Origin of the sequence: Microcystis sp. LE19-8.1F (assembly GCF_027531715.1) — a bacterium.
GTDB classification, from domain to species: domain Bacteria; phylum Cyanobacteriota; class Cyanobacteriia; order Cyanobacteriales; family Microcystaceae; genus Microcystis; species Microcystis wesenbergii_A.
On sequence record NZ_JAPZSO010000159.1, the window covers coordinates 1 to 20,945 of the forward strand.

At 42.1% G+C, this 20,945-nt stretch carries 16 protein-coding genes; 12 read left to right on the forward strand and 4 right to left on the reverse strand.

Features of this window, described 5'->3' with window-relative positions; translation table 11 throughout:
* The 5 genes from O9334_RS15385 to O9334_RS15405 all read left to right on the forward strand — a co-directional run.
* The coding region (locus O9334_RS15385) for an SIMPL domain-containing protein (protein WP_288000957.1) at positions 1-217 on the forward strand (217 nt) is incomplete at its 5' end.
* A gap of 117 nt (positions 218-334) precedes the next feature.
* Positions 335-1,222 carry an alpha/beta fold hydrolase gene (locus O9334_RS15390; RefSeq protein WP_288000960.1) on the forward strand — a complete coding sequence of 296 codons (888 nt, stop codon included), beginning with the start codon at positions 335-337 and terminating at the stop codon, positions 1,220-1,222.
* 42 nt (positions 1,223-1,264) lie between these two features.
* Positions 1,265-1,642, forward strand: coding sequence for a hypothetical protein (locus O9334_RS15395; RefSeq protein ID WP_045356419.1), 378 nt, complete (start codon positions 1,265-1,267; stop codon positions 1,640-1,642).
* A 497-nt stretch (positions 1,643-2,139) separates the two neighbouring features.
* Complete coding sequence (gene gatB / locus O9334_RS15400) at positions 2,140-3,612, forward strand: Asp-tRNA(Asn)/Glu-tRNA(Gln) amidotransferase subunit GatB (RefSeq protein WP_288000962.1); 1,473 nt, start codon at positions 2,140-2,142, stop codon at positions 3,610-3,612.
* A gap of 236 nt (positions 3,613-3,848) precedes the next feature.
* Positions 3,849-4,514 (forward strand): ParA family protein, encoded by a 666-nt coding sequence (locus tag O9334_RS15405; RefSeq protein WP_002739071.1) that lies wholly within the window; start codon positions 3,849-3,851, stop codon positions 4,512-4,514.
* Between the two features lie 17 nt (positions 4,515-4,531).
* On the opposite strand, the gene O9334_RS15410 is transcribed toward O9334_RS15405, so the two are convergent.
* Together O9334_RS15410 and O9334_RS15415 are read right to left on the reverse strand one after the other, a co-directional pair.
* Positions 4,532-4,984, reverse strand: a complete 453-nt coding sequence (locus tag O9334_RS15410) for a DUF8637 domain-containing protein (protein ID WP_190380939.1) — start codon at positions 4,982-4,984, stop codon at positions 4,532-4,534.
* Between the two features lie 151 nt (positions 4,985-5,135).
* A complete protein-coding gene (locus tag O9334_RS15415; protein ID WP_045356334.1) occupies positions 5,136-5,918 on the reverse strand; it encodes a pentapeptide repeat-containing protein in 783 nt (260 codons plus the stop codon).
* 639 nt (positions 5,919-6,557) lie between these two features.
* On the opposite strand from O9334_RS15415, the gene O9334_RS15425 reads away from it, so the two are divergent.
* The 3 genes from O9334_RS15425 to O9334_RS15435 are packed head-to-tail and all read left to right on the forward strand — an operon-like array spanning position 6,558 to position 9,890.
* Complete coding sequence (locus O9334_RS15425) at positions 6,558-7,595, forward strand: AI-2E family transporter (protein WP_288000963.1); 1,038 nt, start codon at positions 6,558-6,560, stop codon at positions 7,593-7,595.
* A gap of 18 nt (positions 7,596-7,613) precedes the next feature.
* Positions 7,614-8,471 (forward strand): amino acid ABC transporter substrate-binding protein, encoded by an 858-nt coding sequence (locus O9334_RS15430; protein ID WP_288000965.1) that lies wholly within the window; start codon positions 7,614-7,616, stop codon positions 8,469-8,471.
* Positions 8,472-8,483: 12 nt separating this feature from the next.
* A complete protein-coding gene (locus O9334_RS15435) occupies positions 8,484-9,890 on the forward strand; it encodes a DUF2079 domain-containing protein (protein WP_045356340.1) in 1,407 nt (468 codons plus the stop codon).
* Here the strand turns inward: O9334_RS15435 and miaA are convergent.
* Together miaA and ftsH3 are read right to left on the reverse strand one after the other, a co-directional pair.
* A complete protein-coding gene (miaA, locus tag O9334_RS15440; RefSeq protein WP_045356342.1) occupies positions 9,832-10,779 on the reverse strand; it encodes a tRNA (adenosine(37)-N6)-dimethylallyltransferase MiaA in 948 nt (315 codons plus the stop codon). The two genes, O9334_RS15435 and miaA, sit on opposite strands and share 59 nt — an antisense overlap.
* Before the next feature lie 316 nt (positions 10,780-11,095).
* Entirely contained in the window at positions 11,096-12,949 is a 1,854-nt protein-coding gene (gene ftsH3 / locus O9334_RS15445; RefSeq protein ID WP_288000968.1) for an ATP-dependent zinc metalloprotease FtsH3, read from the reverse strand.
* 272 nt (positions 12,950-13,221) lie between these two features.
* Here ftsH3 and O9334_RS15450 point away from each other — a divergent pair, with 272 nt between their 5' ends.
* The 4 genes from O9334_RS15450 to O9334_RS15465 form a co-directional block, all read left to right on the forward strand.
* Positions 13,222-14,469: a sigma-70 family RNA polymerase sigma factor gene (locus O9334_RS15450; protein WP_288000971.1), complete on the forward strand. Its 1,248-nt coding sequence runs from the start codon at positions 13,222-13,224 to the stop codon at positions 14,467-14,469.
* Positions 14,470-14,471: 2 nt separating this feature from the next.
* Positions 14,472-15,599: a DUF1822 family protein gene (locus O9334_RS15455; RefSeq protein ID WP_288000974.1), complete on the forward strand. Its 1,128-nt coding sequence runs from the start codon at positions 14,472-14,474 to the stop codon at positions 15,597-15,599.
* A gap of 15 nt (positions 15,600-15,614) precedes the next feature.
* Positions 15,615-18,077, forward strand: coding sequence for a CHASE2 domain-containing protein (locus O9334_RS15460; RefSeq protein WP_288000976.1), 2,463 nt, complete (start codon positions 15,615-15,617; stop codon positions 18,075-18,077).
* A 231-nt stretch (positions 18,078-18,308) separates the two neighbouring features.
* Positions 18,309-20,945: tetratricopeptide repeat-containing S1 family peptidase (locus O9334_RS15465; protein ID WP_288000979.1), on the forward strand; the 2,637-nt coding region annotated here is incomplete at its 3' end.

The following is a 20,945-nucleotide window of genomic DNA, read 5'->3' on the forward strand; positions in this document are numbered from 1 at the left end:
AGCCACGGAACAAGCTAGAGAACAGGCGACAATCGTGTTACAAGCCCTCGGTTTAGTGGCGAAAGAAACGGTTTCTATCCAAGTGGGTAATACAGGTAATCCCGTGCCAATAGCTCGCTCAGAAGCGGTTTTTCGGAGTGCCGATGCTGCCAGTAGCCCGGTTATCGGAGGGGAACAAACCCTGCGCGCTGCTGTCACCCTCGAAATTAGCTATTAAGATAACTTTCAGCTATCAGTTATCAGCCTGGGTTTTTTTGACCGGAAATCTTGGATACAGGCTGATAAAATCAACGCCGATGCTCGGAAACTCTAGAAAAAACTGTCCCCCTCATCCGTGAATTATCCTAACTTTTTACCCACTGTTAGGGAGGGATTGAGTGAAGATACCTCCCTTGCTCTCCTCGAAAATATCCAGCAAATTGCCATCGATAGCCCTATCTATCCCCGATCGATTCTAACTACCTATAGTCAACAAGGGCAAGGTCAACCGCCTTTTGTCCTCCTGCACGGTTTTGATAGTTCCCTGCTGGAATTTCGGCGTTTACTACCTTTCCTCGCCCAAAATAGGGAAACTTGGGCGATAGATCTACTCGGCTTCGGTTTTACTGAGCGATACCCAGATTTAGAAGTATCTCCCGAAACTATTAAAAGCCATCTTTACCATTTCTGGAGAACTGCGATCGCCAAACCGATAATTTTAGTCGGTGCTTCCATGGGGGGTGCAGTGGCCCTAGATTTTGCCCTCTCCTACCCAGAAATAGTGGCAAAATTAGTCCTCATTGACAGCGCAGGACTAGCTAACCCCCCAGTTTTGGGTAAATTGATGTTTTCTCCCCTCGATAAGTGGGCAACTAATTTTTTAGCCAATCCCCGCGTGCGTCAAAATATCAGTCGTACTGCCTATTTTGATGCAACTTTGGCTACTGTTGATGCTTACACCTGTGCTAGTCTGCACCTGAATTGTCCCCACTGGAGTGAGGCTTTAATCTCCTTTACCAAAAGTGGCGGTTATGGGGCATTTTTGCCGAAATTAAGCCAAATAAACCGAGAAACGCTGATTATTTGGGGAGAAAACGATCAAATCTTAGGCACAAAAGACGCGAAGATATTTCAGCAGGCCTTACCCAATAATCAACTGGTCTGGATTCCTCGCTGTGGTCATGTTCCCCACCTCGAAAAACCGGAACTTACCGCAGCCGCGATAGTTAAATTTGCGAGCTAAGAACTTATAATGGGATTATTTGACCCTATGGTGCCAACTTTTATGAAATTTTTGCCGATCACTCTCGCTGCATTCAGCCTTCTGAGTTTATCTGTCAATATTCCTGCTACCGTGGCCACACAACAGCTTTTTTGTCGAGGTCGCATGAATAACGGTTGGTCCTATTCGGCAGAATTTCTCAATGGACGTTTTGAACGCATTCGCTGGACGCGTTCTGGTCAACCTCCCCAAGTTTCTAGCCTTAGTTTTAAAAATACTAACAACAAAGGACAACCGATTTATCGTGGCAGTTTATTCGCCGCAGTCAGTGTGACTCTGATAGACTTATCGAAAGGAGATGTCCGTCCCGGTTCGCAAATTTCCGTGGGAGTGGAAGAATGGGGTTGGTCGCGGGGAAACTGCGCTCTTTCTAACCGATAATTCTGGTTGTTAGCGGACAGTCATGATTAAAATTATCCCAGGGGGACAAACTGGAGTCGATTTGAAGAGCTAAGTAGTCGTGCAAAATAAATTTCCTAGTGAAGAAAGGCAAAAGGCAGGAGGCAAGAGGCAAGGGGGGGTAGATATGTGTAATTAATTTTGCTTAGGTACTTACCGACTCCTCCGGGGTCAGGGTAAAGGCATCTCAAAGGCTATTGACAATTGGCTAATTTTGTCGGCTGCTTGCTGTGTAGGCATTTCAAATGCTACCAGTCAATCAGAATATTTACGAACTCGACCTATGTATCTTATGCCTTTGATAAAATCAAAAATAATGGCGTACATTGGTTGGATAAATTATCTTTTTTCAGTTATATTCAGGCTGCCTAGAGTTATTATTAACTACAGTATTAAGTTTTTTGAAGGGAGGGAATGCTCCAGAATCGCGACTATAATGAGTAAACAGATCATTCCTGTGTCGGCGAGAGCGAGAAAATATGTCTGCCACTGAATACGAAGCAATTATCGGTTTAGAAACCCACTGTCAACTCAACACCAAAAGCAAGATATTTTGTTCCTGTCCCACCAACTTCGATAGTCCCCCCAATACTAACGTCTGTCCCGTCTGTTTGGGTTATCCGGGGGTATTACCCGTCCTTAACCAAGAAGTCCTGGCCAGTGCCGTTAAACTGGGATTAGCTATCGATGGTAAAATCACACCTCATAGCAAATTCGATCGCAAACAGTATTTTTATCCCGACCTGCCGAAAAATTATCAAATTTCCCAGTATGATCTCCCTATTGTCGAACAGGGTCAACTAGAAATCGAGATCGTCGATAAAAAAACTAAGGAAGTTAGCCGCAAAATTATCGGCATTACCCGTCTGCACATGGAAGAAGACGCGGGAAAACTGGTTCATGCCGGCAGCGAACGTCTCTCCGGTTCCACCCATTCCCTCGTGGATTTTAATCGTACAGGTGTACCATTATTAGAAATTGTCTCGGAACCGGATTTACGCACCGGGGCCGAAGCGGCGGAATATGCCCAAGAATTACGGCGTTTAGTGCGTTATCTCGGCATCAGTGACGGTAATATGCAGGAAGGTTCCCTGCGCTGCGATGTCAATATTTCTGTGCGCAAAAAAGGCACTAAAAAGTTCGGGACTAAGGTAGAAATTAAAAATATGAACTCCTTTAGTGCTATCCAAAAAGCCATAGAATACGAGATCGATCGACAAATTGAAGCGATCGAAAATGGCGAACTGATCGTACAGGAAACCCGTCTTTGGGAAGAAGCTAGTCAACGGACGATTAGTATGCGGAAAAAAGAAGGTTCTAGCGATTATCGCTATTTTCCCGAACCGGATTTACCCCCCCTAGAAGTCTCCCCCGAACAGTTAAAAGCTTGGGCGGAAGAATTACCGGAATTACCCGCTCATAAACGTCGTCGTTATGAAGAAGAATTTGGTCTTTCCGCCTACGATGCCAGGGTTTTAACCGATGATCGCACCGTGGCCGAATATTTTGAAACTGCCGTAATTGCGGGGGCAAATGCGAAATTAGTCGCTAACTGGATCAGTCAAGATATCGCCGCTTATTTGAATAATAATAAGCTGACAATCACGGAAATTGCCCTGCAAGCATCAGACTTAGCCGAATTAGTTAAACTGATTGAAACGGGAACAATTAGTGGCAAAATTGCTAAGGAAATTTTACCCGAACTTCTCAGCCAAGGCGGTTCACCAAAAGCGCTGGTGGAAAAGAAAGGATTAATACAAATTTCTGACACTTCTGCGATCAAAAAACTGATCGAGGAAATTATCGCCGCCCATCCAAGCGAGTTAGAAAAATTCCGGGCGGGTAAAACCAATCTTAAGGGATTTTTTGTCGGTCAAGTCATGAAAAAAAGCGGCGGTAAAGCCGATCCTAAATTAACTAGCCAAATCTTAGATCAAAAACTTTCTGGTTAGTTATATTCAGTGATCAGTAAACAGTAATCAGTAATCAGTGGGGAGCTTTTTTTCAATGTTGCCAAAGGCACGGCGTAGCCGTCCAGTAAACAGTAAACAGTAATCAGTGAACTTAAAACTCAAATCTGATAACTGGTAACTGGTAACTGATAACTGATAACTGATAACTGATAACTGATAACTGATAACTGATAACTGATAACTGATAACTGATAACTGATAACCGATAACTGAAAATGCCAAATTCCCCAACCACCTCGCAATTAAAGCCTAATAGCCCAAAAATTCTCGCTGTTGTCAACGGTAAAGGTGGTGTGGGTAAAACCACCACTGCGGTCAATTTAGCGGCAATTTGGGGGCAGAATCAGCGTGTTTTGCTGGTGGATGCGGATCCGCAGGGTTCCTCCACTTGGTGGGTGGAAAGAAATCAAGCGGGTATGGTATTTGATTTAGCCAAGCAAATTAATACAGAGAAATTAGGAGAATTGCGTCAAATTATCGAGTACGATCTGATCGTGATTGACACACCACCAGCTTTGCGTTCCGAATTACTTACGGCAGTAATAGCAGAATCAGATTATTTAATTTTACCGACTCCTCCCGCACCGATGGATTTAATGGCTTTAATTGACACGGTACGCACGGCAGTTAAACCCCTAGGAATTGCCTATCGGGTTTTATTAACAAAAGTGGATTCTCGTAGTCTTAAGGAAACTTTGGAAGCACAAAATACTTTATTAGAATTAGGTATTCCCGCCTGTCATGCTTTTGTCAGAAATTATAAGGCCCACGAAAAAGCCGTTTTAGACGGGGTAGCTATTACCAATTGGCGCGGTAAAAACGCCCAAGAAGCCAGCGCCGATTATCGTCGTGTAGCCGAAGAATTAGAACGGGATTGGTAGATTTAAGGACAGGTTTTCTAAGGACAATATTTTTGCAGTAAAGAAATCACTAAATTTAGACCATCGGGCTGAACTTGAACAGTATAGGCTTCCGCTTCAATTTGTCTGCTAAAACCCTCATAATTCATAAAAAATCTTCTAGTCATTGCCGGTGGTTCTATGCCTAAATTGAGTGCTTTAACTGTTTTGCCTCCATGACAAAGTTGAGCGGCATGGACAGCTTCATGAATTAATGTCGGTCGGGCAATACCTAAGTCAAAAACTAGGGGATGAATCCAAATAATTCTAGTTTTACTATCAAATAAACCATAAGCTCCTCGCACTGGTGGCGGGGAAATTTTGACGATAAAATTGTGTTTTTCTAAAGCTTTTTGCAGCTGGATAAAATCGGTATCTGCCGCCGCTAAATTTTCTCCTGTGGCTAATTGCATTCCTAGAAAAACAGCAGCGATTGTGTAATAAATGCCCATCAGGTGATAGTTCATATTAAAGAAACATCAAAATTAAGTAGTCGTGCAAAATTAATTTCCTAGTAAAGATAGGCAAAAGGCAAGAGGCAAAAGGCAAGAGGGGGTTAGATATGTGTAATTAATTTTGCTTAGGTACTTAGCAGGAGGTTATTCATTGATGAATCGAACCATCGGGGAGAATTGTTCCTGTTAAAATTGCCCGGGTTAATTTCACCATAATACGCTTACCAAAGCCAATTTTTGCCCCGCGTAAATCTGCCCCACTTAAATCCGCCCCGCTTAAATCCGCCCCGATGAGATTGGCTTCCTGTAAATTTGCGCCTTTAAGGTTAGCTTCGAGGAGATTGGCGCGAAAAAGATTAGCTTTATACAGATTAGCTTTTTCTAGGTTAATTTTGTGCAGGAAGCTATCGCTTAAGTCGGCATGGCTTAAATCTGCGCCGATGAGACTGCGACTAGAGAGATCTTTTTCTTTCAGGTTGGCTCCCTGTAAATCGGCTCCGTTTAAATCCCGATAGTGAGGGCGCCAGGCGGCATGATTGTGGACCTGATGGTTATTCTGGGAGTGGCTGTGTTGACTATGGGTTTGTTGACTATGGGTTTTATGACTGTGGGTTTGGGAATTTTGGCCGGGTTGGCTAGGGTGAGGCTGATAGGGGGAAGCAGTTTTATAGGCGTGGGCGGGCTGTTTTTCAGTTTTAGGGGCGGAATTGGAGCGTTTAGGAGAATTTTGATGAATTTGCCGCAATTGTTCCCTAGCTTGGTTAATTTCTTGCAGTTTAGCGGTGGCTTTTTCCAAAAGACGCTGATTATCTTTGGGAATGCGATCGGGATGCCAAATAAACACCAAGTCTTTGTAGGCTTGATTGATCTCGTCGAGAGATGCCCCATGATCTAACCCTAAAACTTTATAGTATCGCTCCAATTCTTTCATCATCGAAGTCCTAGTACAAGGATAAAAGCATTAACGGCCACAATTTCTCTGAGTCTTGTCGGATTTTCTAGGAGAGGATTTCTTTTAGGATAATTTGACTCTGGGAGAGTTGCCATAAAATTTGAGAAAATGTCTGGTAATTAAAAAAATCTCGTTTTTCTATCCTGTTTTGTGGCGTAATTGTATAGCACATAACAGCAAAATTAGCAAATTTTTGATACAAAACTTGATTTATGCTGTTGGGGAAGTGAGGAAGTGGGGAGATTTGGTCAGTTATCAGTGAACAGTAAACAGTAATCAGTGAAAAGACAGCACTGTTGTTGTCATCCATATACTGCTCACTTAACACTCTAGGTTCTTCGGTTTGTGTTATGCAATGGACGGGATTATAAGAGATGAAACCCTTATGGAGAAAAACATTTAGCGATTTTTGTCAGTTGTTTTTGCTCTAGAACGAACTAATCAATTAAGTCTCTTGCCAGATAAGGATTTAGTCGATTTATGCCACCCGATGGAACCATCCCGAGTAACGAAGAACCAGAGTCCCACTGATAACTGGTAACTGATCACTGATAACTGAAAAAGCTGAGGACCGACTGCTGTATGATAAAACTTGTCCCGATAGGATAAATAAAGGTCGTGAAATTTGGTCAGTGGTTGGGGTTTATCTGTTTAATAATGGCTCTCTATGTATTGTGGCAGATTCGACAGCTGTTATTATTGATTTTTATGGCGATCGTGTTTACCGTAGCCTTAAATAGATGTGTGAAAGGATTGCAGAGATTAGGGATTAAAAGGGGTTTGGCTATTTTAATCACCCTGCTGACGAGTCTAGGAATTGTGATTTTATTTTTTATAATTATTGTTCCTCCCTTTATCGAACAGTTTCAAAAATTAATTGAACTTTTACCGCAAGCTTGGGATTTAGTCCGCAATAACTCGATTCGATGGCGACAACAATTTCAATTTGATTGGTTGCCATCGCTGCCTAATTTAAGTGATTTAGTCCAGCAGTTACAACCCTTAGGAACCTTCGTTTTTAGTAACTTTTTTACCTTCTTTTCTAACTCAGTTGCGGCAATTTTGCAATTATTATTCGTGCTGGTGTTAGCAATTATGATGTTAGCCAACCCCCAACCCTATCGACAAGCTTTCTTAAAATTATTTCCTAACTTCTATCGTCGTCGTGCTGAGGAAATTCTTACCCTATCGGAAGCCGGTTTAGGTAATTGGTTGTTGGGAATTGCCATTAGTTCAACTATGGTAGGATTATTCAGTGGTTTCGGTCTTTTGGTTCTACAAATTAATCTAGTTCTCGTTCATGCTATCCTAGCAGGATTGCTCAATTTTATCCCTAATATCGGACCGACTGCTAGTGTGATTTTTCCGATCCTCATTGCTGTTATCGATGCACCTTGGAAAATTGTCGCTATTCTGATTCTCTATTTTATTATCCAAAATGTCGAAAGTTATTGGCTGACACCCACTGTCATGGCTAAACAGGTATCTTTACTACCGGCAATTACCCTAATCGCTCAAATTTTCTTTGCTCAAATGTTTGGCATCTTAGGTTTATTATTGGCTTTACCTTTGACAGTGGTAGTAAAAACATGGTTAGATGAATTATTATTCAAAGACATTTTAGATCAATGGGATCACGGTCATAACAAATCTTAAATAATCTCGGCAAAAACCATGAAATTAATCATTCTTACTCTCGTTATTTTATCTAATGTTTTTGCTGCTCTCCCAGCTAAGTCTGAAACAGTGCTAGAAAAAATTAAACGCACGGGATTATTAGAAGTAGCGATGAGAGAAGATGCGATTCCTTTTGGCTATCGAGATAGTAATAATAATTTGCAGGGATTATGCTTAGATTTTATCCAATTGCTCAGGGAGGAACTCAAGCATAAATTAAACCTCCGAATCATCAGTGTCAAAATTTATAAATCAACTTTATTTAATCGCTTCCAGTTATTGGAAAATAAAACCGTTGATTTCGAGTGTGGTCCTAATAGTATCAGAAAAAATATACCCAATGTTGTCAGTTTTTCCCGTCCTTTTTTTGTGACGGGAACTCAGTTTTTAGTTCGGAGTGATAGTCAGAAGAATTTTAACTTTTCCTCGTCCTTAGAAGGTATAAGTATTGGAGTTTTGCGAGATACCAGCACTCAAGAATTATTAAGACAAAAATATCCTCTTGCTACCTATCAGGAATTTCAAGGAGTGACGGGAAGACTGCGAGGTATCCAAAGTTTAAGAAGGAATAGAATAGATGCTTTTGCTAGTGATGGTATTCTGCTAATTGGAGAAGCTGTCATTCTCGGTTTATCCCTAGGAAAAGATTATCAACTTATCCCCCGCAATCCTTTAAATTGTGATTATTATGGTTTTATTCTTCCCGCTAATGATTCCCAATGGCAAGAGTTTATTAATGGGGTTATCGTCACCAGTGAGAACAGAAATATTTTTAAAACATGGTTTACTGAAGTTGCTTCCTATTTTATACATACCTGGCAGTATTGTCGTAATAATCCCGAAGAATCCAGGTAAAACTTGATAATTATGCACAAAAAAAATTATTTATTTTGGTTAGTTATTTGCGGCACAATAATCCTGTTTATTTGCAGCAGCATCAGACATATTTTATTTCAATCTAACGCTCTCGATCTTGGTTGGTTCGATCAGGGAGTTTACCTAATTTCTCAAGGTAAACCACCGATTATATCTTTTGTTGACTACCATATTTTAGGCGACCATATCGCTTTTATTCTCTATCCTATAGCCTTACTTTATAAAATTTATCCTAGCGTTTATTGGTTGCTTTTCTTACAAGCTTTTTCCCTTTCTATTGCCGCTTTTCCCCTCTGGCAATTGGCAATAGAAGCGGGATTAAAAGAAAAACAAGCTTATACATTAGCCTTAGTTTATCTGCTCTATCCCCTAATTTTTAATGTTAATCTCTTTGATTTTCATCCTGAAGTGATCGCAGTGCCAGCGATTTTTTGGACAATTTTAGCGGCAAGATTAAATAATCTCTGGGGATTTTGTCTAGGAATCATTGTTATTCTCGGTTGTAAAGCAATTCTCTCTTTAACATTGTTGGGAATGGGTATCTGGTTACTTCTCTGGGAAAAGAAAAAAATCCCAGGAATAATTGCTATTATCACTGGCATTCTTTGGTTTATTATCGCCACGAAATTATTAATCCCTCTCCTGACAGGAAAATCAGCAGTTATTGAAATGGCTGATTCTCGATATAGTTATCTAGGAGATAGTTTACCGGCAATTATCTTTAATCTTTTCCTCAAACCCGATCTTGTCTTGGGAAAAATCTTTACTGGCAATAATCTAGAATACTTAATCCTATTAATTATTCCCTTAGTTTGGGGTTTATCCTGGCGTTATTCTGCCCCAATAATTGCCGCTATTCCCGCACTCGCTTTAAATTTATTGGCAGATCATGCCCCACAAAAAAACTTAACCACTCAATATTCCCTGCCAATTTTGCCCTTTTTATTTCTAGCGGTTATCGCCACTTTAGCCCATAATAGTAACTGGTTAAAAAAACCTAAATGGATAATTACTTGGGCAACTATTGCCTTTCTTGCCTTAGCTAAATACGGCTATTTTTGGTCACTATATTTAAATTCCCTCGATACTTGGTCCGCCACCCAAAAAGCTCTAACCCAAATTACCACCAGTGAGAGTGTCTTGACTACTTCTAGAATTGCCCCCCATCTTACCCATCGAGAAATGATCAAATTAGCGATCGAAGGTTCCCAATCCCTCGATTTAAATCAATTTAATTATATCCTACTCGATCGCCGTCATCCCGGTTGGTCTAGTTCACCAGAACTAATTGATGATCACTTAAATAAACTGAATCAAAATGAGAACTTTCAGTTAATCGTTAATCAGGATCATGTGTTTTTATATCGGGCCTTGACAACCCCTCAAGGAACAAAATAATTTGTCGTTCCACCGATTCCAATAAATTTTCTTTATCGATGGGAAACCAAACAATATCAGCATCGGCACGAAACCAAGTGCGCTGACGTTTGGCAAATTGACGGGTGTGGAGGATAATTAAATCGATCGCCTGTTCTAAAGAAATTTCTCCGAGGAGATATTGCTTAATTTCTGCATAACCCAAAGTCTGCAAAAGTGGCAAATCCCAACCGTATTTATCCCCCAAATGCTGCACCTCTGCTACTAATCCTTTTGCAATCATTTGATCAGTGCGAACAGTGATCCGCTTGTCTAAACTTTCTGGGGAACAATCTAAACCAATTTGTAAAATTGGATAAGTGGGGGGATTTTCTCCCTGCTGACTAGAGATAGGTTTTCCTGTCAGATAAAAAACCTCTAAAGCGCGTAAAGTCCTGACCTGATCATGGGGATGAATTTTTTTAGCGGCATCTTCATCTACCTGGGTCAGAATTTGATAAAGATAGGATTGTCCTAAAGCTTGTAATTGCCGTCTTAAATCCGCTTGAGGAGAAACCCTCGGTATTTTTAAACCTTTGACAATGGACTTGATATAAAGTCCCGTACCACCGACCAAAAACAGAGGAGAATAGTGGAGAGTGGTGATTAAATCCTCAGCTTGTTCTTGGTACTGTGCTAGGGTAAAATTATCTTGAGGATCACAAATATCAATTAGATAATGGGGAATCCGCTGACATTCTTCTAAGCTAGGTTTAGCAGTACCAATATTAAATTCTCGATAGATTTGTCGGGAATCGGCACTGAGAATTACTGAATTAAACTTTTCGGCCAATTGTAGTGCCAAACTGGATTTTCCTGTGGCAGTTGCCCCACAAATAACAATCAAAATAGGTAAAGAGGAAGTAGTCATCAATGCTACATGACAGTGAACAGTAATCAGTGAAAAGACAGGAATGTTAAGCTAAGTAGGTAGGCGTTAAAAATTATCAGACATCCCCTCATCAAGGTAGGGTTGATTCATGAATCAACCCTACTTATCAAGGGGGGATTAAGGGGGGATATATCTTCAATTTAATTATAACCACTTACTTAAGACGCACTTAAACAGGGTATTGTTAAGCTGATTAACAGCTTATCAGCAAGAAATTAAGTTTGTCATTAATTTTCGTTGAACAAAAAAAACAGCACCCATCAGGATGCTGTTTGTCAAGAAAATGTTACAAAACTTAAGCTAAAGCCGCCATTTTCACATCGTTATTAGCGAGGATATTTTGTAACTCCTCCGCGTCCACGGTTTCTTTTTCCACTAACATTTGCGCTAACTGGTCCAAGATGGTGCGGTTATTGACTAAAACCTCTTTAGCGCGACGATAGGCCTGTTCCACTAAGTTACGCACTTCCTCGTCAATAGCTGCCGCAGTTTCATCGGAGAAATCTCGATCGGAAGCGATATCACGACCTAGGAAAACATTACCATTTTGACGACCTAAGGCCACCGGTCCTAGGCGATCGCTCATGCCGAAACGAGTGACCATTTGCCGCGCTACTCGTGCCACCTGTTGCAGGTCATTAGAAGCACCCGTAGTCACTTCTTCCTCACCGAAGATAATTTCTTCAGCTAAACGACCCCCCAAAGCTACAGCCATCTGATTTTGCAGATAAGCGCGAGAATATAACCCGGATTCCATGCGATCCTCGCTGGGAGTGAACCAAGTTAAACCCCCGGCGCGACCGCGAGGAATAATACTAATTTTCTGGACGGGATCATAATCCGGCATTAAAGCACCCACCAAAGCGTGACCAGCTTCATGGTAAGCAACTAAAGTTTTGCGTTTTTCACTCATGACGCGATTTTTCTTCTCAGGACCTGCTAGGACACGATCGATCGCGTCGTTGATCTCATCCATAGAAATCTCGGTTAAATTGCGACGTGCCGCTAAAATTGCGGCTTCGTTGAGCAAATTAGCCAGATCCGCACCGGTAAAACCGGGGGTACGACGAGCAATTTTATCGAGATCCACGTCTTGGGCCAAGGTTTTGCCTCTGGAGTGGACATTAAGGATTTCCTTACGGCCAGCGTAATCGGGACGATCTACCACCACTTGGCGATCGAAACGACCCGGACGTAATAAAGCGGCATCCAGCACATCGGGGCGGTTAGTGGCGGCGATAATGATAATACCTGTATTACCTTCAAAACCGTCCATTTCCGTTAATAATTGGTTGAGGGTTTGTTCCCGTTCATCGTTACCCCCCCCTAAACCGGCGCCCCGTTGACGACCGACAGCATCAATCTCATCGATAAAAACTATACAAGGTGCATTCGCTTTCGCTTGTTCAAATAGGTCGCGGACGCGAGAAGCACCCACCCCGACGAACATTTCCACGAATTCCGAACCGGAAATGCTAAAAAACGGGACTCCCGCTTCGCCAGCTACTGCGCGAGCGAGTAGGGTTTTACCTGTCCCCGGAGGACCGACTAAAAGGACTCCTTTGGGGATTTTTGCCCCAATTGCCGTGAAGCGATCGGCATTTTTCAGGAAGTCCACCACTTCGTTTAATTCTAATTTTGCCCCTTCAATCCCGGCCACATCACCGAAAGTAACCTGGGTTTGGGGTTCCATCTGTACTCTTGCTTTCGATTTGCCGAAGTTCATCGCTTGGGAACCGGGACCACTTTGGGCGCGACGGAGCAAGAAAAATAGACCAACAAGAAGTAAAATCGGGAAAAAGAGGCTACTGAAGGCTCTTACCCATACTCCTTCTTCTCTTTGGGGCAGTACGGAAATATCAACGTTATTTTCTGCCAAGATGTTGATTAATTGCGGATCGTTGGGCAGGTTAACTAATACATTTGCTCCATCTTGAGTGGGTACGATCGCTCGTTGCCGGTCAGCACTTAAGCGCACGGTTTCTACTTTACCTTCCCGCACTTCCTGTAAAAATTCGCTATACTTCCAAGTTTGTTGCACTGCTGGCTGGCGATCGAAGAAAGCTGAGGCCAAGGCAAGGACTACGATTAACAATAGGGCATATAGTCCCGCATTGCGCCATTTTTTGTTATTACCGTTTTTGTTCACGCTGTCGAACTCCTGATAAATTGAGGATGATCTTATCGGTTGTCAAGGGGTTGTTAACTTATGTTAACGTTTCTCAGGAACAGTGGACAGGTTTTTTTTTAATATGCCCGTTCTGGTCCTCCCTGGGGGTTAGCTGTTGGGGGTGGGGGAGTATGTCAATGTGACTCTCCTAGACCGAGTAAGATCACTTAGTAAGCAAATGCCAAAATACTGCATAAAAGCTGCAAGTGGAACGATAGAGAGTTTAGTTGACCTCCACGGGGACTAGCTAGATGAAAAAACGAGAGACTTTGCTGGAGAAGTTTTGTTGCTTTTTAGTTTTGCGGCAAAATAGGACAGAATGGAATTGCGATCGGCGTTTGCGTCGTAACATGGAAAGCTATGGCCAAATCGATCCTAATGTCGATTCAGAGGAGTATTGGGCCCTATTCTTTCAGCAACAGTATCAGAATCCCGGTTCCAAAAATCATCTTTTCCGTGGGCATTTATACGCTTATTTGCAGGAACCTTGCTACTGGGCTGCTGCCGAAATCTATCAAAAATATCAAGCTAAACTAGATTATCAGATCGAAGACTACTTTAACGAAGGAATTCTTGGTTTTGAGGCTATCTTAGCTGACTTTAAGCCTTTATTCTCCACTCGCTTCGATAATTTTGCCACTCAGAGGATTAAATATCGCTTAATCGATCGCATCCGTCAGATTAGTCAAGCATTCGGCCATAATACTTGGAGCCTACTACTTAATTCTACCGGAGCGCGTCTCAGCCAAGCTCTCCTGGCGAGGGGATTAGTGGGGGAAACTCTCGAAAATTACCTTTTAGCTTGGGATTACTATAAAGAAATTTATGCCCAGGCAAAAATAAAAACCGATGGTAAAATTCAGGAACCTAGTCCAGAAATCTGGCAAAAAATCGCCGCTGCTTATAACTCGGATAGCCACTCTACCATCAAAATCAATTCTTCGACAATTGCCCGATGGTTAAAGGATGCGGGACAAGCTATTTTTGATTATTTATTTCCCCAAGGAAAAACAATTTCTCTACAGCAACCTTTCGGGGATGGGGAAAGTAGCACGAGGGAGGAAATGATCGAAGATACTCTCCATGATACCCCTTGGCAGCAATTAGAAGCGGCGGAAAATTTTCGCGAGTCGCAACAAAATCACCAAAAAATTCTAGCTTGGTTACGCGCAGAAATTTCACAGATTTGTCAGCAGCCGCAACAGGCAAAACTGCATCCGCAAATTCAGTTAATTCTAGAGATGACTTATGGTTCAGGGTTGGGACAAGTGGCAATTGCCGCTAAGATTACAGAAATCACCACGGTGGTTATCAAACAATATCAGGTTTCTAGGGAACTGGATAAAGTTTATCGTCACCTCGCTAAAAAGTTTTTACCCTGGGCCAGCGAAAACCTGCATATTCCTTCCCAGTCCCACGATAGAGAAGTTATTAGTAAGGCAATAGAACCATGGCTAACATACTACTATCAAACCAGCGCAACAACTCAGGAGGATTAATTATGGTTAATGATTGGTTAGAACTAACTCCTGATAGCATTTGGCTAGAAATACCCGCCGATATTCAAGAGATAAGTTGGGCAAAAAGTGCCAGTTTTACTGATGCCAGTATTCGTCAGAGATTTTATATTAATTATCTCTGTCAACAAGTTATTTTTAACTATCTACAGTCAGGGATGACTGGGGTTAGCTTAGTAGAAAATCAAGAGGATTTCTGGCAACTAGGAGTTAATGGTTTTACCGTTAAATTAGGCGAAAAGTCAGTAATATTTATTGCCAGCGAAACTCTGGATCTAGAAGCGATCGAAATTCCTCAAGAATGGGTAGATATTCCTCAATTAATTGGTGATTATTATCTAGCTGTACAGGTAAACACTGCCGAAAGTCATCTGAGAATTTGGGGTTGTACTACCCATAAAGATATTAAGGAAAAAGGACAATATATTAAGCGTAATCTTAACTACTCTCTACCGAGAAATCAACTGCAATCAGGATCAGATTCTTTAGATTTATGGGGAGAGTGTCAATTACAAGCAGTTAAGATTGAACGGGAAAAGATGGAGGAAAAACTATCTTTAGATAGATTGACAACCTTACTAGACATCTTAGCTAATCCTCAGTTAATCTTTCCCAGAAAAGCCGTTGCTTTTCAGGAATGGGCAGCAGTTATCGTCAATAGTAACTGGAGAAAAATTTTAATTACCCGTCGGCAAAAATCCCCCGTCAAGTTAACCAATTGGTTTACTGATAATTTCCCCCTTGATTGGCAAAGTATCCTCGATTTTAGCTCACTGTCACTGGTTCCAGCTTTCAAAAATACAGAAATTAAACGCATCAAAGATTTAGGAGTAGAATTACTGGGAAATCCCCTCGCTTTGATGATTACTATCGCTAAAATTGAAGAAATATTTAGCCTGCAAGCGACTGTTTACCCCACCGGAGAAACAAGCACTTTACCCCCCCATTTAAAATTAACTATTCTCACCGAAACTGGTCAGGTTTTTCGAGAAGTAATTGCCACAGATAACGATGAATTTATTCGTTATCGATTTGATGCTGAATTGGGGGATAAATTCTTTATTGAAGTGGCTTTAGAATCGGCAAAAGTAACCGAATATTTACAAGTATAAGCGAGGAAAAACTTAATGATTAAACTCTTAACTCTCGAACTAGATGGCACATTTGATCGGGGATTTAAAGTAAAATTAGAAATTCGTCCCGATCTTAATTCTCGTCCCCAAACTGTGATCAAAGCAAGGCTACCAGCTAATTTAGAGTTATTAACTCTTTACCGTCAATGGCAACGTCACTATAGTGAATTAGAGGGATTTTTTAAAGTCTTAAAAGATAGCAATCCCCAACAAATTACCAATAGTTCTCAGCAGAGTTTAGTCTTTAAAAACTGCCAAGAAAAAGCCAAAGTATTTGAGGATAACTTAAACAAATGGTTGAATAATAGCCCAGAATTTGAACCGATCAAAACCGCAATTCTGCGCTCTGGCAATAACTTTCGTATCTGGTTACAAACCGATAATATTTGGCTGCAAAGATTCCCCTGGGAAAAATGGGAAATTCTCCAAAATACCGGCGCAGATATAGCCATTATTGTCTCAGAATACGATACCTTAACCAGACAATTAAGAAATCATGAAAAAATTCGGATTTTAGCCATTTTAGGCTATGCCACCGACTTAAGATTTCTCGAAGAAGATCGCAAAACTTTAGACGATATTGCGGGAAAAGCAGGAGCCGAAATTATCTGGGAAAAAGCTCCCCACCCGCAAAAATTAAATCAGTTATTGCGTCAAGAAACTTGGAATATCCTCTTTTTTAGCGGTCATAGTGCCAGTACAGAAGATGGCCAAGATTGCGAAATTCAACTAACAGAAACTCATAAATTAAAGATAGCTGATTTTAGCTTTTCTCTGGGAGAAGCCACTAAAAACGGGTTAAAGTTAGCGATATTTAACTCCTGTGATGGTATCGGTTTGGCACAACAACTATCACGGGAAAAAGGGATGGCATTACCCCATCTAATCTTTATGCGCGAGAAATTACCCGATCCTGTTTCTCCCAAATTTCTGCAATACTTTTTAACCGCTTTTACCAATAATAAATCTCTCTATAGTGCCGTACATGAAGCCCAAAAAAATCTCCACGATGACTGGGAAAAAGACTATCCCTGTGCCAGTTGGCTGCCCGTAGTTTGCCCCAATCCCACCGAAGAACCCCCCACTTGGCATAGTTTCAGTAACTCCCCTCAAAAACAACAAAATTGGCGACGATTTGCTCTAACTTTCGGTTTAGGTTTAGCCGTAACGATGACAGTCTTAGCAATAAGAGAAACAGGAATTTTAGAACCCTTAGAATTAAATATTTATGATCGTCTGATGCAACTAAAACCCAAAGATAAACCCGATGAAAGATTATTAATTATTACCATTGATCGCCAAGATTGGGAATATCAAGATCGCATGGGTATGAAAAGACCAACAATACCCGGAAGCGATCGAAAACGTTCCCTCGCAGGAGAAGCATTATCGCAGCTTTTAAATAAATTACTGCCCTACGAACCGCAAATTATCGCCTTAGATATCCTCCGTCCCATCGCTGCCAGTCAAGATTATCCACCCCTAGCCAAACAATTACAAAATACTCCTAATTTTATCTCGATTTGTAAGTTTAATAATTACCCGCAACCGGACGGATTTCCCCCACCCCCGGAACTGCCAAAAAATCAGAGTGGTTTTAGTAACATAGTCCCAGACGAAACCATTGCCGGAGTTCCCCGAATTCGTCGTTTTTTATATCAGGCAAAACTCGATCGCACCTCTCCCTGTCTTCCCCCGGATTCTTTGGCCAAAGTTGACTCAATGTCCTGTAATTTTAAAGATTATGCTCCTAGTTTTAGTCTCCTAATTGCCAAACGATATCTAGAATCCCAGAATCAAGATTTTGACTGCAATAAACTGGAGCGGGGAATTCTAGAAATTAATATCGGGGATACTCATCTCGGTGACTGGCTACAATCCAACCGCGGCCCCTACAGAACCAGTCAATCCGATACCCGATCTGGCCGTCAAGTTATGCTCGCTTACCGTCGAATCGCCGATAATGGCATCGATGCAATCATAAAAATTGCCCCGAAAAAATCTCTCCGACAGGTTTTAGATCCGGGTTTTAATTCTGAATCAGTCCGGGAAAAAATTGTCCTGATTGGAGTAACAGAACCCGGGATCGATGATTTTTTAACCCCCTTTAGTCGCAACCCATCGGAAGCAATTCCGGGGGTTTATTTGCACGCGCACGCAGTCAGTCAAATTCTCGATACAATGGAAGGAAAACGTACCTCGATCGCTTTTTGGAATCCCCTACAGGAGGCTTTCTGGGTGTTGGGTTGGTCCCTGGTGGGGGGATTATTAACGTGGCGTTTTCTTCGGGTAAAAACGGTACTTTTGACAGTGGCGATCGCTGTGATTTCCCTTACTGGTATCGGTTGGCTTCTCTTTAGTTATTTCGGTCTCTGGGTTCCGATTATTCCCCCAGCGATCGCACTTCTCACCACCTCCGGTATCTTCTTTTTTCTTCGTTCTTACTACTTAAAATAGCTAGGTAAGGCTTGCTGAAAAAGTACGGGCGAAGCATTCGGATAGAAAATCTCCGGTTTCACCGATAGGTTATTGCCCGAATGCTTCGCCCCTACAGGACCCGGGCCGATGAAGACGCAAGGTTTTGAAGCACGATTCTCTCAAAATCTTGCACCTGTTTCACGAGAAAAACGACAAAACTCTTACCTTGCCTACATTTCACATTTATTCAGCAAACTCTAGGTAAAAGCCATGATCAAACCTTCGATCGCCCTCATCCTTCTTTTCTCCCTACTGCCTCAACCCGGGTTAACCCTTATCACCCCGGCTGCCGGAAATATTTCTAATCATCCCATTCTGACGGCACAGGGCGATCGGGAGCTTACCGAGGAGCAATTCCTACAACGAGTCACCGTTAAGATTACTAGCGAGACAAATCGGGGATCGGGGACGATTATCGCTAAAAAAGGCGATAATTACCTTATCCTAACCAACGCCCACGTTACCCGCAGCGCGAAAACCCTACAGGTACAAACTTACGACGGCCACAGCCGTGCGGCCCGCATTGTCCCCAATTCCCTATCGGAGAATCAAGATCTCGCCCTGCTGGAGTTTAGCGATACCCGGGACTATCCGATCGCCACCATCGCGAAGTTTACCCCCAATCAAGACAGGATCGGTTTAGAAGTGGTGGCCGCGGGATATGTTGCCGAAACGGGACAGTATCGGACGACAAAGGGAACCCTCGAACAGGTCAGCGATCGACCCCTCCGGGAGGGCTACAGCGTCGGTTATAGTGGCGAGATCGTGCAGGGAATGAGCGGCGGTGGTATCTTTTTCGAGGATGAGTTAATCGGTATTAACGGGCGATCGGCCCATCCGATTCTCTCTAACTACATCTACGAGGACGGTACAAAACCCACAGACGCAGAAATCCAACAGATGAGAGCGGTTAATTGGGGCATTCCCATCAATACCCTATTAACCTACATCCGGCCCGAAATCCTCAGCGCCTATAACCTACCCCTACCGCAGGTGAACCCCGATATAGAAACCACCGCCCCTACTGACTATATCGCCGAATTAGAAACAAAAGCCAAGGGTTTCACCGTGCGGATTGATAGTAGCAGTAAAGCCAATGGAAGTGGCGTAATTATCGCTAAAAAAGGGAATATTTACACAGTTTTAACCGCCGCTCACGTCCTCTGCGAAAAAATCGCCGAGGAGAAAACCTGTGTCAATTTCACCTACACCGTCGTCACCAGGGACGGCAAAACTCGAAACATCGAGAAAAGCACCATCATCCGTCAGGAAGGGGTAGATTTAGCAGTTTTTCAGTTTGAAAGCCAGGACAATTATCCCGTTGCGGAAATAGCGAATTATAACCCAAATACCGGTGATTTTGTTTTTGCGGCAGGATTTCCGAAAATTGGCAACAATCCCTCGAAATGGTTGTTTAGTGGCGGTACAATTCACGATAAAGAAGGGGGATTACTAGCAACCCGCCAAAGTGACTTAAGCACTCAACAAGGGGGAACATTACAAAGTGTTGCTTCTTTAACCGGAGGCTATGAATTAGTTTATACCAGCATCACATTTGGGGGCATGAGTGGCGGTGCAGTCTTAGACTCCCAGGGGAGAGTAATAGGGATTCATGGACGTTCAGAAGGAGCAGAGGGAGGGAAAATTCAGTTAGGGTTGAGTTTAGGGATTCCCATTAGCACTTTTATCGGATTGCAAGAAAGATTCAAGGTAAAACCGCAATTATTAACCACTGCTCAACCCCAAGTTAGCCAGCAACAAAAACTAGAAATTTTTATAGCGATTACTATTGGTGTTATTGTTCCTAATACCAATGCGAAGGCGGATATTTGGATAGAAAGGGGAGGACAATTATGGCGGTTAGAAAGGTATGAGGAAGCAATTAAAGCCTTTGATGAGGCGATTAAGCAAAATGACCCCGATAATGTCTATTTAGCTTGGTATGGGAAGGGATTAGCGTTATTTGAATTAGATAAAGATCAACCAGCCATAGAAGCTTTGCAACAAGCGATTAATACCTTACCTAAACGGGAAGATTTAAAGAAGTTTCACAGTAGTATTTTACAAAAGCAAAGTGTTGTTTATCGCTATTTAGAAAATTATGAGCAAGCCTTAACGGTGATTAATCAGGCGATTTCTCTGGTTCCTAATAACCCCAATTACTATAACGAGAAAGGGGGAGTATTAATTGAATTAAAACGCTATGATGAGGGATTAGCCGCAATTAATCAGGCAATTAATCTCGCTCCCCGTGCTGCTTGGTATGGCAATCGGGGGCTTGTTTACCATAACCAACAAAAATACGAATTAGCCCTCTCTGACTACAACAAAGCCATTGACATTAATCCTAATTTTGCTATGGCTTACAACAATCGGGGGAATCTTTACCAAGACCTACAAAAATACGAATTAGCATTAGATGACTACAACAAAGCTATTGAACTTAATCGTAATTTTGCTGGTGCTTACAACAATCGAGGGATTCTTTACCGTCGCCAACAAAAATACAAATTAGCATTAGATGACTACAGCAAAGCTATTGACATTAATCCTAATTTTGCTGGTGCTTACAACAATCGGGGGGTTCTTTACCATAACCAGCAGAAATACGAATTAGCCCTCTCTGACTACAGCAAAGCCATTGACATTAATCCTAATTTTGCTATGGCTTACAACAATCGGGGGACTCTTTACTATAACCAGCAGAAATACGAATTAGCCCTCTCTGACTACAGCAAAGCCATTGACATTAATCCTAATGATGCTGATGCTTACGTCAATCGGGGGATTCTTTACTCTGACTTGCAGAAATACGAATTAGCCCTCTCTGACTACAGCAAAGCTATT